This window comes from Xylanimonas ulmi (assembly GCF_004216535.1).
Lineage (GTDB): Bacteria > Actinomycetota > Actinomycetes > Actinomycetales > Cellulomonadaceae > Xylanimonas > Xylanimonas ulmi.
The window spans coordinates 511,749-525,150 of the sequence record NZ_SGWX01000001.1 but is presented as its reverse complement, the minus strand read 5'-3'; the positions used below and the strand labels follow the sequence as shown (position 1 = coordinate 525,150).

The window sequence follows — 13,402 nt, the reverse complement described above, 5'->3', positions numbered from 1 at the left end:
GCCGCACCTGACCCAGGAGCACCCCATGTCACTCAACGCCTCTCACACCGTCGTCGTGTTCGGCGGCACCAGCGGCCTCGGCTTCGCCACCGCGCAGGCGCTCGCCGCGAAGGGCGCGAGCGTCGTCGTCGCGTCCCGCAACCCGGCCTCCGTCGAGTCCGCCGTGCGCCGCCTTCCGCCGTCGGCTTCCGGTCGCGCGGTCGACGCCTCGGACCCGTCCGCGGTCGCCGCCCTCCTCGATGAGGTCGGTCCGTTCGACCACCTCGTCTACACCGCGGGAGACGCGTTCGCCGCCACCACGCTCGACGGCTACACGGCCGATGCCGGGGCGCGGATCCTCGGCCTGCGGCTCGTGCACATGCTCGACGTCGTCCGCCAGGCCGTGCCGCACCTGCGCGCGGGCGGGTCGATCACGCTGACCGCGGGCACCGCCGCGCTCAAGGGCGGGCCGGGCTGGTTCCTCGGCGCGGCCGTCTCCGGCGCCGTTATCGCGGCGGCCCGCTCCTTGGCCGTGGAGCTGGCCCCGCTGCGGGTCAACGTCGTGGCCCCCGGGCGTGGTCCGCAGCCCCCTGTGGGCCGGCATGCCCGAGGCCGACCGCGAGCTCATGTACGAGGTGACGGGCAAGTCGCTGCCGCTCGGCCGCGTCGCGGAGCCCGAGGACGCCGCGCGCGAGTACGTCCACCTCATCGAGCAGGACTACGCCACCGGCGTGGTCAGCGTGATCGACGGCGGCACGGTGCTCGTCTGAGCCGCCGCGTGGGGTGCGGGGGCAGGCGGAGCGCCCACCCGCGGCCCATGATGGTCAGGACGACGGCGGACGCGACGTCGTCCTGACCGTCTCCCGGCGGCGGACGGCGCCTGCGCGGGCGCCGGATCGCTCAGGCCCCCGGAGCGAGGAGCAGCATGGACGTCGACCTGCGCAAACTGCGCTACTTCGTCGCCGTGGCCCAGACGGCGTCGATGCGGGCCGCCGCCGACCAGCTCTTCGTCGCCCAGCCCGTCCTGACACGTCAGCTGCGCGCGTTGGAGCGCGAGCTCGGCGTTCGGCTGCTCGACCGGTCGCACCTGGGCACCACGTTGACCCCGGCCGGCGAGCAGGTGCTTGAGGACGCGCTGCCGCTGCTGCGCGCCGCCGACGCCCTGGTGCGCCGCGCGTCGCGCACGAGCGATGAGCGGCGGCTGCTCACGATCGCGTTCATGCCCGGCCTGGTGGTCACGGCCATAGCCTCACGCTTCTGTGACACCCACCCCGGGTGGGACGCCGACGTCGTGCGCACCTCGTTCCTCGACCAGGTCACCGTGCTGCACGACGGCACGGCCGACGTCGGGTTCCTGCGCTACCCGTTCGACGACGCCGGACTGACCGTGACCCCCCTCGCCGAGGAGCCCCGCGTGGTCGCGCTGCGCCGCGACCACCCCCTCTCCGACCGTGGGCGGATCGACGTGCGCGACCTGGAGGACGAGCCGCTGCTCGACTCCCCCGACCTGGTGCCCGGTTGGGCAGGCGACCATCTGCCCAGCAGCCGCCCAGGGATCACGACGCGCTCGATGGAGGAGAAGCTCGAACACGTCGCCGCGCGCCGCGGCATCGCCATCGTCGGCGCGTCCGTCTCCGACCTGTACCCACGCCCCGAGGTGGTCTACCGCCCGCTCGACGGCGTGCCGGCCGCGCGCGTGGGACTGGCGTCCGACGCACACCGGACTGCGCCGGAGCTCGCGGCCTTCCGGCGCATCGCACTCGAACTGGCGGTGCCCACGCTCGGCGACACGTTCCGCCGCTGGCGCCCGGAGCGCTGACGACGCCTGAGGCCGCGGCCGGCTCGTGCCACGCGTCTCTACCGTCACGCGTCACTACAGTCACGCGTCTCTACAGTGGGCCGGTGCCCGCCAACCCGTTCACGAGCCCGCCGTCCGGCGCGCGCGAGCTGTCCATCCCGCCCCATGTCGCCCGCCCGGACGCGCCGGCGCATGGCACGTCGCCCCAGGTCGAGGCGCTGCGCACCGCGCTCGCCGCGGGCGCGGGCCCTGAGGTGGTCGACGCGTTCTGGGCGCACGTCGTCGCGCACGGCACGCCCCTCATCGAGGGCCGAGGGCCGGTGCGGGAGTACACGTTCGCCCATCGCGGCACGGCCCGACAGGTCGCCGTCGTGATCAACAAACTCGTCGACGACACGACCTACCCCCAGGCGCTGATGACCCCCATCGCGGGCACCGACGTGTGGACGCTGACGCTGCGCCTCGGCGCAGCTTGGCGGGGCAGCTACAGCCTGGCGGTCGACGACGGCCGATCCCGTCCGGCGTCCGGCCTCGCAGACCTGGACCAGCGCCGCGCTCGGTCTCTCGCGGTCACACCGCCGCACCGCCGTCGTGCGGTCGAGGCCTGGTACGACCTCCTGAGCCATGCCCGGCCCGACCCGCACGCGCGCGAGTGCGGCCCGCTCGGCTCGGTCGCCTCCGGGCCGACGGCGCCGCGAGGGCTGCCGACGCGACGGGCGGACGTGAGCGGCGCTTTCGTCCCGGTCCAGACCGGAGCGCGCCGCGCCCGGTGGCACGTGCCCGCGGGCGGCCCCGGCTCCGACCCCTGGGACGTCCTGGTGCTGCTCGACGGCGAGGCCTGGGCCGCGAACGACGGCGAACGGCTCGACGCGTGGGCCGCCTCCGGCGTCCTGCGCCCGACCGCGACCCTGCTGCTCGACCACGGCCCGATGCGCGAGCGCGTCGCGGACCTGACCTGCAACCCGCGCCTCGTCGCCGACGTGCTGACCCTCATCGACACCGCGCCGGCCGCGCTCGGCGCGCCCGTGACCCGCGACCCACGCCGCACCACGATCGCCGGGCAGTCCCTCGGTGGCCTCAGCGCGCTGTACGCCCAGTGCCTCGCGCCCGACCGCTTCGGCGCGTCGGTGTGCCAGTCCGGCTCGCTGTGGTGGCCGAACCCCGCTGGCGGCGAGCCGGCGGAGTGGCTCACCCGCACCATCCTGGAGGCCGACGCCCGCCTGGGGCGCGTGAGCCTGGAGGTCGGGCTCAACGAGTGGGTGCTGCTGGAGCCGACGCGGCGCCTGCGCAACGCGCTCGCGGGCCGATGCGAGGCGCTCCACTACGCGGAGTACGACGGCGGCCACGACCGCGCCTGCTGGGAGGTCAGCCTGCCGCGGGCGCTGCGCCGGATCACGGCGCGCTGAGCGGCGGGAAGCGCGCTACCGGGTCGGCAGCACACCCTCCAGCACGGCCTCGTCGCGCCGGGTGACGCAGGCCTCGACTGTGACGGCGCACCGTGCCCGGAGCCTCTGCGCGCACCCTGGCGGGCGGCGTCGGGCTGGCGCCGAGCGCCGGCGAGCGAGCGAGTCCTGGGCTCGGCCGACGCCGCCTCGCGCGCACAGGCGGGTTCTGGCGCTCCAGGGCGGATACCCTGCCCGGATGGCGAGGCCCCGGAGCGCACCCGAGCGACCGTCGATCGACCCAGTCGACCTGAGGGACCTGGGCCCCGGTGACGCGGCCGCGCTGGTCGCCGACGCGGACCTCGAGGGGCTCGCGTTCGACGGCGTCTCGACCGACGTCGTCGACCTCGCGCACGCGCGGCTGTACGAGTCGCGCCTGAGCGGGCTGCGCGCCGACCAGGTCGACCTAGGCAACGCCACGCTCGTGGGCTGCGTCGTCGAGCGCGCGGACGTCCCGGTGGTGCGCGGCGTGCGCGGCTCCTGGCGGGACGTCACCGTGCGCAACGCCCGCCTCGGCTCGGCCGAGCTGTACGAGTCGACGTGGCGCGGTGTCGACGTCGCCGACTGCAGGCTCGGCTACATCAACCTGCGCGGGGCGACGCTCGACGACCTCCGGTTCACCGACTGCGTCATCGACGAGCTCGACCTAGTCGGGGCGACCGCGACCCGCGTCGCGTTCCACGGCGTGCGTGTGCGCCGCCTCGACGTCCAGGGGTCGACGCTGCGGCACGTCGACCTGCGCGGGGCCGCGATCGAGGAGCTGAGCGGCCTCGGCTCGCTCGCGGGGGCGACGATCAGCCCGGAGCAGCTCGCCGACCTCGCGCCCGCGCTCGCCGCACACCTCGGCATCACGGTCGTGGGCTGAGCCGCGGCGTCCTCAGCCCTCGCGCTCTTCGGCGTCCCGAACCGCCCCACACGACCGCAGAAGCGCCCGGCCCTGGTCCCAGGCGCCCACGCCGCTCGTGGCGTTGACGTGTCCGAGCGGTCCGACGTCCGCGACCGCGGCGCCCCAGTCCAGGGCGAGCCCGCGAGCCCAGGCGGGCCCGGCGTACGGGTCGTCGTCGGACACGACGACGAGCGTGGGGACGGGCAGGGGTGCGCGGCGCGCTGTGAAGCCACGGGCCGCCTCGGGGAAGGCCGGGCCGTCCGGGTCCGGAACCGCCACGAGCATGGCGCCGACGACGGGCCCCGGCCCGCGTTCGACGAGCCAGGCCGAGGCCGCCAGGGCGCCGAGGCTGTGGGCGATGAGCACGACGCGGTCGGGACCGGGCGCGGCGCCGGGCGGAGCGGAGCCGGCGCCCGGCGCGGCGACCGCACGGCTGATCGCGGCCGACCAGTCGCGAGGGTCGGGCCGGTCCCATGACGCGGGCGCGATCCGTGTCGCGGGCAGCTCGGCGTCCCAATGGGTCTGCCAGTGGTCGGGGCCCGAGCCCCCGATGCCCGGGACGGTCACGTACCTCATGCGGCAGCGCCCCTCGGCGCCGTCGGGCTGGCGGCTCGTCGCGCCGCGCGCTCGCGGGCGGCGCCGATGAACGCCTCGATCACTGGGTGAGGCTGGGTGTCGGCCAGCTCGGGCTGGAAGGCGACGCCGAACCAGAAGCCCGCGCCGGGGAGTTCGACGACACGCGGATCGCCGTCAGGACTGCGGCCCGAGACGACCATGCCCGCCTCGACGAGCGGGCCGGCGTCAGCGGCGGCGAGGCCGAAGGAGCAGTGGTAGCGCTCGAACGCGCGCTCGCCCAACAGGTCTGCCGCGAGCGTTCCGGGTTGCAGGTCCACCTGGCCGCAGTGGCCCACGAGCGAGCACGCCAGCGGCGTGATGAGCGCCCGCACGTCGTCCGGTCCGGCGGCGGACTCCGCGTGCCGTACCCGCAGGCCGGCGACGCCACGCGCGAACTCCAGGAGCATGTGCTGGTACCCGCCGCACGTGCCGAGCAGCGGCGTCCCGGCGCGCCGCGCGGCGCCGATCGCCGCCACGACACGGTCCTCGTCGGCGTAGGGCGAGCCGGGCACGACCCAGAGGCCGTCGAACGCCTCGGCGTCAGCGGGGGTGACGGCCGTGCTGGCGACCCAGAGCAGGTCGACGTCGGGAAAGCGCGCCGCGATGTCGGGGATCCGGGTGTGGGCGCGGACGGCTGGGGAACGGTCGCCGACGAGCGCGACGCGCGTCGGGACCCGGCGAAGGCCGGTGGACGGGGAGGTCATGCCGACATGCTGTCGCCGCGAGCCGTATCAGGTCCAACGATGAAGTCCGATGACCACATCAGCGATTGCGATGCTGGATACTGACCGGCGTGGACACGCGCGCTGTGACGAGCCTGCTCGCCGTCGCCGAGACGGGATCCTTCTCCCGCGCCGCGCACGCGCTGGGGTTCACCCAGTCGGCGGTGTCGCAGCACGTCGCGGCGATCGAGCGCACCGTCGGCGCGCGACTCCTGACCCGCCGCCCCACGGTGGCCCCGACTCCGGCCGGACGCGAGTTCCTGCGGCACGCGCGCCAGATGCTGGCACACGAGCAAGCCGCCCGCGCCGCCGTGCGTCGACTGGAGGACGACGACGCCCATGCGCCGATCGCGATGGCCGTCACCCCCGCGACCGAGCACCTGCTGCCGGTGGGCCACGCGGTCGCCGCTGTGCGCGTGCGCGACCTGGCGGGCGCCTCCGCCGCCTTGGCCAGCGGCGACGTCGACCTCGCTCTCGTCGACGGCCTGACCGCACCCGGCGACCCCTTGCCCGGCGCCGCGGCCGACGTCGAGACACGCGTCCTGGCCGAGGCGCCGCTCGGGGTCCTGCTGCCCGCCGACCATCTGCTCGCCGCCCGCGACGGGCTCGCCCTCGCCGACTTGGCCGACGCCCGCTGGCTGGCCACGAGCCGCACGGTGTGCGCGACGGCGGACCTGGCCGCCGTCGCGCGGACCACCCTGCGGCGGGGAACCGCGTACGACGGCGCCGCCGCGACCACCGTCGCGCGGCTCGTCCGGGCCGGACACGGGCTGGCCGCCGTCCCCCTGTCGGGGCTGGCTCCGAACGGGCTCGCCCGCGTGCCGCTCACGGCGCCACGGCTGGTGCACCGGATCGAGGTCCGCGTCCACGCGGCCTCCCGCGCCGTCGCACGGGCGGTCGCCATGCGCGTGTGACCTTCCCTCAGGGCGCGGGCCCCTCACGCCGCCGCGTCGAGCAGACCAGCGGCGCGAGGTTGCCGCAGCCACCGCTCACGGCTACCGCGTCGTCGAGCTCGACCCGCACGACGCCGCGGCCATCGCCGCGCTGGAGGCGGTCAACGAGGCCGACTACCCGTCCACGCCGTCGACCGCGCACGCCGCCCCGAGCCAGGAGGACGTGCGGGCGCTCTTCGCGCGGGGCTTGCGCATCTTCGGCGCGCCCCCGACGCCGACGACCTGGTCGCGGTCACCGGGATCGCTCGCCGTTCGGACCGCGCCGAGACCGAGTCCACCTCGGTCCGCGCTGACCACCGCGGCCAGCGCCTCGCCTCGGCGGTCAAGGCCGCCTCGGTGCTGGCGATCGCCGCTGACGGCGCCGAGGTCTTCGGCACCGGCGGCGCCGGCGTCAACGCCGGCAGCATCGCCTGAACGAGGGCCTGTGCTACGTCATCGAGGAGCACTGGTACGACTACCAGGAGCCGGCGTCAGCGTCTGCGGTGACCCCGCGCTCGGGCCGCATCGCGCGCATCGCTGACTGAGACGGGTGGGTCGGACTCCCGGGCTGGCGCGCACCTTCCATCGCGGGATGGGCTTCCGTAGAGTCGGGGATGCGTGCGGTCTGGCACTTCGGTGGGGGGCGTGACCCGGTGGTCCTGTGCTCGAGCGGCGTGACCTCGGGAAACGCTCCTGCTCAACGTCGCCAGGGGCTATGTCCGTGAGCCAGGACGGCGAACGAGCGCCCCGCGCGTCACGAGAGGGCGGACCGAGGCTCTTTGGCAGGCGGTCGGAGCAGTCCAGTCTGCTCGGGCTGCTCGCCGTAGCCCGGCGGGGGTCAAGCGCGGCTCTCGTGGTACGAGGCGAGCCGGGCATGGGAAAGTCAGCGCTGTTGGACGTGGCCGCGGCCGCGGCCGACGGCTTCCGCACGCTTCGTGTGACCGGCGCGCAGTCGGAGATGGAGCTCCCGTACTCGGCGCTCCACCAGTTCTGCGCGCCCATGCTCGACGCCTACGGGGCCCTGCCGGAGCCGCAGCGCGCAGCACTTCACGTGGCATTGGGCCGCGCCACCGGCCCCGCGCCCGACCAACTCGTCGTCGGTCTTGCCGTGCTCAACCTCCTGGCCGCGTCCGCCGCGGACGCCCCGATCCTCTGCCTCGTGGACGACGCCCAGTGGGTGGACGCGGCGTCAGCGCAGGCAATCGTCTTTGCGACGCGTCGCCTGGTCGCGGAGCCTGTCGCGGTCCTGGCGACCACGCGCGCGGTCGTCGACAGGTCAGCGTTCCGCAGCCTGCCCTCCGTGACCCTCGGCGGCCTGGGCAGAACGGACGCGGCCGCGCTCCTTGAGGCATCGGTGCACGGCCGCCTCGATCCGCAGGTCAGCGATCGTGTTCTTTCGGAGGCCGGCGGCAACCCGCTGGCAATCACGACCTTTGGCCGCTCGGCGACGTTGACCGATACCGCAGGAGGGTTCGGCCTCCCGTCGGCGGTGCAGATCACCGACAGGATCGAGGCGTCCTTCCGCGAGGAGATGGCTGAGTTGGCGCCGCCGGCGCAGCAACTCCTGGTCCTCGCCGCGGCAGACCCCACCGGAGACCCCGCCCTGCTGTGGCGCGCGGTGGGGAAGGCTGGCCTCGAGATAGGTGTCGACCAACTCGAAGCCGCTGCGTCGCTGCTCTCAGTCGACACCTGGGTGCGGTTCCGGCATCCGCTCGTCCGCTCCGCCGCCTACCGGAGCGCGACCCCGCGGCAGCGCGTCCAGGCGCATCTCGCCCTCGCCGCCGCGACCGACCCAAGGACCGACCCTGACCGCCGCGCCTGGCACGCCGCGCGGGGCACGGTTCGCCCGGACGAGCGCGTCGCCCTCGAGCTCGAGACCTCCGCGGAGAGGGCGCGGGCTCGCGGAGGGGTGGCGGCGTCGGCTGCCTTCCTCGAGCAGTCCGCACTGCTCACACCCGACCCCGAGCGACGGTCCTCTCGCCTGCTCGCGTCAGCCCAGCGACGCTTCGAGGCCGGCGGCACGAACGCCGCGCTCGACCTCCTCGCCCGGGCTGAGGGCGGCCCTCTTCAACCGCTGCAGACCGCCCGCGTCGAGCGCTTGCGCGCACAGATCGCCTTCGTCACGCACCGCGGGCCCGGCACGACGGCACAGATCCTTGACGCAGCCCGCCGTCTCGAGCCTCTCGATCGTTCTCTCGCGCGGGAGACCTACCTCGAGGCCCTCGCGTCTGCGACGGTGGCCGGACGCCTGGCGGACCCGGTCGGCCTGCGCGACGTCGCTCTGGCGGCGCGCGACGCGCCGCCACCGGACGGACCGACACGTGCCCCCGACCTCTTGATGGACGGCCTCGCACTCACCGTGACCGGTGGCCATGCGGCGGGGGCGACCGCAGTCCGCCGTGCGCTCGAGGCGTTCGGGGCGGACGACCTCGACCCGCGCGACGGCCTGCGCTGGCTGTGGTTCGCGAGCCATGTCGCACTCGCCGTATGGGATGACGCCGCCTGGGACGAGCTCTCCCGGAAGCACGTCGCGCTCGCCCGAGACGCCGGAGCGCTGGCGATCCTCCCGATCGCGCTCAACACACGCGTCGGCGTCGCCGCCGGCACCGGCGAGTTCGCCGAAGCAGTGCGCGCCCTCGACGAGGTCGCCGCGCTCTCGGAGGTGACCGACGCGCCGATCAGCCGCTACGTGTCCCTCGCAGTTCTCGCGCTCCAGGGCGCAGACGAGGCGGCGTCCGCCGTCGAGGTCGCCCGGACCGAGGCTGCCGCCTCCGGTGAGGGCATCGGGCTGACAGTCGCGGCCTGGGCCGGCGCCGTGACCGGCAACGCGCTGGGCCGGTACGGGGAGGCGGCGGGAGAGGCGATGGTCGCCTGCGCCAACCCGGAAGAGCTGTGGTCATCAGGCTTCGGGGCGGTCGAGCTGATCGAGGCCGCGGCCCGCTCCGGCCAGGGCGAGCGGGCGCGGGTCGCCATGCGCCGCGTGGAGGAGGCGACGGCCAACGCCGGGACGCGTTTCGCCGCAGGGATGGCCGCGCGGTGCCGCGCGCTCGTCACGCCCGGTCCCGACGCCGAGAACTGGTACAGAACGGCCGTCGAGGAGCTCTCCGGCACGCGGGTGCGGGTCGAGCTCGCGCGCGCCCACCTGCTCTACGGGGAGTGGCTGAGGCGAGCCCGACGCCGCTCCGCGGCTCGGCGCGAGCTGACGGCGGCGCACGGGATGTTCACGTCGATGGGCATGCGGGCTTTCGGCCGGCGGGCGGCGCAGGAGCTCGTCGCGTGTGGCTTGCCGACTCCTGCGTCGGTCGGGCCCACAAGCCTCGGGCTCACGCCGCAGGAGGCGCGCGTCGCGCGCCTCGCGCGGGAGCGGCTGACCAACCCGGAGATCGGGGCTCGTCTCTACATCAGCCCGCGCACCGTCGAATACCACCTGGGCAACGTGTTCGCGAAGCTCGGCATCTCGTCACGGCACGAGCTGGCGCGTGCGCTTCACCAGGAGTAGACGGTCGGGCGGGCGCGCCGGGCGACCTGCCTCTCGTGCTGCGGCGCGGCCGGCGCGACGGGAGCGGACTCGAGCTGTGCCTCGAGGTCATCGATGTCGACCGGCCCCTGATAGAGGCGGTCGTTGACGAAGATCTGAGGGGGTTCGCCGGAGCCGATCGCCTCGGCGTCGACAGCGTCCTCGGTGACGCGCGCGAGGTGACGACCGCTCTGGACCGCGTCCTCGACCCGGTCGACGTTGAGGCCGGCACGGGCCGCGCACCGTCGGACCTCTCGTGAGGTGAGCTGTCCACCGGCCCGCGCGAGCGCGTCGCGCATCTCCCAGAACCGCCCCTGAGAGGCAGCCGCCTCACTTGCCTGGGCGGCCTCGAGCGCGACCGGGTCCGCCGTCGGTAGGTGCCGGAACACGATGAGCAGTCGATCACCGAGCCGCTCCCTCAACTCATCCAAGAGCTCCTCGAACCGTCCAGCAGTCGAGTAGGCGAAGGACGCGTAGACGACGAGCTGGCTGGGCGCGTCGGCGGGCCCCCGGAGGTGGTCCCGGGCCGGATCGACGGGCCGCAGGAGGCGCGGCGTCTCGTCGCCCGCCCGCCGATCGCGGCGGCGAGCGACCGCGAACACCGCCGAGGACAGCGCCGCCGCCACGACGGTCGCGGCGAGCACACCGATCCGTGCCTGGCTCTGCGTCTCGGCGTCGTCGAGCGAGAGATCGACGATGAACAGCGAGATCGTGAAACCCATCCCCGAGATCGCGCCCGCCGCGGCGACGTGCCTCACGTGCAGACCAGGGGCGAGCCGCGCCGCGCCCAGCGCGAGGGCGGCGCCGACCCCGCATACCACGCCCACGAACTTGCCGACGACCAGGCCGACCACGACCGCCCAGGTCAAGGTGGACGTCGCAGCGCCGAGCAGCGACGGGCCGTCGAGCACGACGCCGGCATTCGCCAGCGCGAAGACCGGCACGACGAGGAGGTTGACGTACGGGCCGAAGAGGGTCTGCAGCCGCTCGTTGACGGACACCGCCCGCGCGATGCGAAGGGTCGCGTCTCGTCCACGCCGCGGGTTCGGCGCCCGGGAGAACTCGCGCGCGCTGGTCGCGGCCTCCTGCACACGTTCGCGGCGCGGTGCGTGGACCGGGAGGACGAGACCGATGGCGACGCCTGCGACGGTCGCGTGGACCCCGGACGCGAGGAAGGCGAGCCATGCGACCACCGCCACCGCGAGATACACCGGGCCCCGCCACACGCCTATCCGGGACAGGACCGCGAGACCGACGAGCGCGAGAGCGGCGACGGCCATCGGGATGACAGCGAGGTCGTCAGTGAAGGCCACCGCCACGACGGCCAGCGCGCCGACGTCGTCGACGACGGCGAGCGTCAAGATGAAGAGCCGCAGCGCCGGCGGTGCGGAGCGGCCGACCAGCGCCAAGAGGCCCAGAGCGAACGCCGTGTCGGTCGAGATGACCGCTCCCCACGCGCCGACGGCGCGCGGGTCCCCGTCGCCGAGCGACATCACCACGAGGAAGAGCAGCGCGGGGACGATGAGGCCTGCGACGGCCGCGAACACCGGCAGGCGAGCACGGGCCCGGTCTCGCAGCTCGCCGAGCGCGAACGCGTGCTTGACTTCGAGCGACACGAGGAGGAAGAAGAGGGTCATCAGTCCGTCGTTGACCCAGTGCCGCAGGTCGAGCCGGAGCTCGGCTCCACCGATCGCGATCTCAGCCTCGGCGTGCCAGAGGGCGTCGTACGTTCCACCCGGGACGTTGGCCCACACCAGGGCGCACAACGTCGCGAGGAGCAGAGCGCCGGCTGCGGCGGCGGAGGACCGTGAGAGCCGCTGTAGCCTCTCGTGCGACACCGCGCCCCTCAGCCGGATCGGCGTCGCAGTCACCGGCGGCTCTCCCCGATGTCGACGCCGAGTCGGGTCGGCAGCCGAGCGTCCTGGCCGGTCGGGATGATCACCATGTCCGCCAGGTTGACGTGCGCGGGCAGTTGTAGCGCGGCGGTGATCACGTGGGCGACCGTCGTGACCGGGACAGGGGGCAGGTCCGCGATGAGCGAGTTCCAGGCGCGCCGGGTGCGGGCGTTGCCGTCGTATCCGAACCCGTCGACCTCCGTGAGCCCGGGCTGCACCTGGTGCACCCTGACGCCGCGCGGACCGAGCTCCTGCCGCAGGCTCACGGCCAGCTGCCCGATAGCCGCGGACACCGCGGCGAAGACGGACCATCGCGGGTACGCGACCGACCCCACGAGCGCGCCGACGAACAGCAGGTCCGCGACCCCGTCGGTGGCGCTCTCGATCAGGTCCCGGGCGAAGACGTGCGCGGTCTGAAGCATCCCCGAGACGTTCGTGTTCAGCATGCTCGCCCACTCCCCCGGGACGGCGTCCTCGAACGCGTCCCAGGACGCCACCCCGACGCCGACGACGACCGCGTCCACGGTCCCGAATCGCTCGTGCACGGTGTCGCGCAGCTCCAACAGCGCGAACGCGTCCGTGACGTCGACACGCTGCGCGAGGACCCGGTCGCGGCCGAACGCCTCGACGAGCTCGCGCACGCGTGAGGCGCGCCACGCCCGGTCGCTCTCCGCGAGGACCACGTTCGCACCCTGCCCGAGGAGCTCGGCGGCGGTCTCGACGCCGACGCCGTGCGAGGCGCCGGTCACCACCACGACCCGATCCTTGCCGCCCGTCACACCCATCGGCTCATCCCTGCCTGGTGGGCAGGACCACGGCCTCGGCGAGATTGACTCCGACCGGCAGCGACGCCGAGAAGACGACGGCGTCGGCGACGTCCGCCGGGGTCAGGGGATCGCGGACCGCGCGCATACGCTCAAGGCTCTCGCGGGCTCGAGGGTCACTGATGCCGCGGCCCAGACCGGTCGTCGTGGTTCCCGGCTCGATGTGCCGAACACGCACCCCGCGGTCCGAGAGCTCCGCACGCAGCGAGCGGGCCAGCTGGGCGCGCGCGGCCGCCGTCGACGAGTACACCGAGAAGCCCGCGAGGAGAAGATGGGATGCGACCGACCCGACGATCACGAGGTCGGTGGACCGACCCTTGTCCGCGGCGGCGAGAAGGTCTTCCACGAAGACCCGGGCGGTGTTCAGCACGCCCATCACGTTGACGGCGATCATCTGGTCCCACTCCCCCACGTCGGAGAGTTCGAACGGCCCGCCGAACATCACGCCCGCGTTCGCGACGACGAGATCAGCCGGTCCCAGACGGCGCCGGACCTCTCCCCGCACCGCCTCGAGACGGCGTCGGTCGGTCACGTCCGCCCGGACGCCGACCACCGACCCCACCGCGCCCTCCTCGTCGAGCGTGCTGACCAGGTCAAGACCTGCGTCGTCGACGTCGAGCGCCGCCACCCGGGCGCCCGTGTGCGCCAGCGCGCGAGCAACCGCACGCCCGATACCCGACGCCGCCCCGGTGACGACCGCCGTCCGCCCCCGCAAGGGGAACGGCTCGTCGACCAGCCGTGAGTCCTGCACCAATGGCACGGCTCCACCTCTTCTCGTCGCCCGGTAACTCC

11 protein-coding genes and 1 pseudogene are annotated in these 13,402 nt (G+C 74.4%); 7 read left to right on the top strand and 5 right to left on the bottom strand.

What is annotated here, in order from left to right:
• Positions 1–25: 25 nt before the first annotated feature.
• The 5 genes and pseudogenes from EV386_RS18945 to EV386_RS02265 form a co-directional block, all read left to right on the top strand.
• A pseudogene (locus EV386_RS18945) lies at positions 26–493 on the top strand (SDR family NAD(P)-dependent oxidoreductase); the annotation flags it as partial.
• 61 nt (positions 494–554) lie between these two features.
• Positions 555–749 carry an SDR family oxidoreductase gene (locus EV386_RS18615; protein WP_242607797.1) on the top strand — a complete coding sequence of 65 codons (195 nt, stop codon included), beginning with the start codon at positions 555–557 and terminating at the stop codon, positions 747–749.
• A gap of 155 nt (positions 750–904) precedes the next feature.
• Positions 905–1,798 carry a LysR family transcriptional regulator gene (locus tag EV386_RS02275; protein ID WP_130411933.1) on the top strand — a complete coding sequence of 298 codons (894 nt, stop codon included), beginning with the start codon at positions 905–907 and terminating at the stop codon, positions 1,796–1,798.
• Positions 1,799–1,881: 83 nt separating this feature from the next.
• Positions 1,882–3,183 (top strand): enterochelin esterase domain-containing protein, encoded by a 1,302-nt coding sequence (locus EV386_RS02270; RefSeq protein WP_130411931.1) that lies wholly within the window; start codon positions 1,882–1,884, stop codon positions 3,181–3,183.
• A 235-nt stretch (positions 3,184–3,418) separates the two neighbouring features.
• Positions 3,419–4,084: a pentapeptide repeat-containing protein gene (locus EV386_RS02265; RefSeq protein ID WP_130411929.1), complete on the top strand. Its 666-nt coding sequence runs from the start codon at positions 3,419–3,421 to the stop codon at positions 4,082–4,084.
• 12 nt (positions 4,085–4,096) lie between these two features.
• On the opposite strand, the gene EV386_RS02260 is transcribed toward EV386_RS02265, so the two are convergent.
• Both EV386_RS02260 and EV386_RS02255 read right to left on the bottom strand, forming a co-directional pair.
• Positions 4,097–4,681 carry an RBBP9/YdeN family alpha/beta hydrolase gene (locus EV386_RS02260; RefSeq protein ID WP_130411927.1) on the bottom strand — a complete coding sequence of 195 codons (585 nt, stop codon included), beginning with the start codon at positions 4,679–4,681 and terminating at the stop codon, positions 4,097–4,099.
• Entirely contained in the window at positions 4,678–5,424 is a 747-nt protein-coding gene (locus EV386_RS02255; RefSeq protein WP_130411925.1) for a CTP synthase, read from the bottom strand. Before EV386_RS02255 ends, EV386_RS02260 begins: the two co-directional genes overlap by 4 nt.
• A gap of 89 nt (positions 5,425–5,513) precedes the next feature.
• Here EV386_RS02255 and EV386_RS02250 point away from each other — a divergent pair, with 89 nt between their 5' ends.
• Both EV386_RS02250 and EV386_RS02245 read left to right on the top strand, forming a co-directional pair.
• Entirely contained in the window at positions 5,514–6,356 is an 843-nt protein-coding gene (locus EV386_RS02250) for a LysR family transcriptional regulator (RefSeq protein ID WP_165399809.1), read from the top strand.
• Between the two features lie 733 nt (positions 6,357–7,089).
• Positions 7,090–9,873 carry an ATP-binding protein gene (locus tag EV386_RS02245; protein ID WP_130411921.1) on the top strand — a complete coding sequence of 928 codons (2,784 nt, stop codon included), beginning with the start codon at positions 7,090–7,092 and terminating at the stop codon, positions 9,871–9,873.
• On the opposite strand, the gene nhaA is transcribed toward EV386_RS02245, so the two are convergent.
• From nhaA to EV386_RS02230, 3 genes are read right to left on the bottom strand one after another with little or no spacing between them, the layout of a single operon-like run.
• On the bottom strand, positions 9,861–11,762 hold the full coding sequence (gene nhaA / locus EV386_RS02240; protein ID WP_130411919.1) for a Na+/H+ antiporter NhaA: 1,902 nt from the start codon (positions 11,760–11,762) through the stop codon (positions 9,861–9,863). The two genes, EV386_RS02245 and nhaA, sit on opposite strands and share 13 nt — an antisense overlap.
• Positions 11,759–12,571, bottom strand: a complete 813-nt coding sequence (locus tag EV386_RS02235; RefSeq protein WP_130411917.1) for an SDR family oxidoreductase — start codon at positions 12,569–12,571, stop codon at positions 11,759–11,761. Before EV386_RS02235 ends, nhaA begins: the two co-directional genes overlap by 4 nt.
• 4 nt (positions 12,572–12,575) lie before the next feature.
• Positions 12,576–13,370 (bottom strand): SDR family oxidoreductase, encoded by a 795-nt coding sequence (locus EV386_RS02230; protein ID WP_207216450.1) that lies wholly within the window; start codon positions 13,368–13,370, stop codon positions 12,576–12,578.
• Between the last annotated feature and the right edge of the window lie 32 nt (positions 13,371–13,402).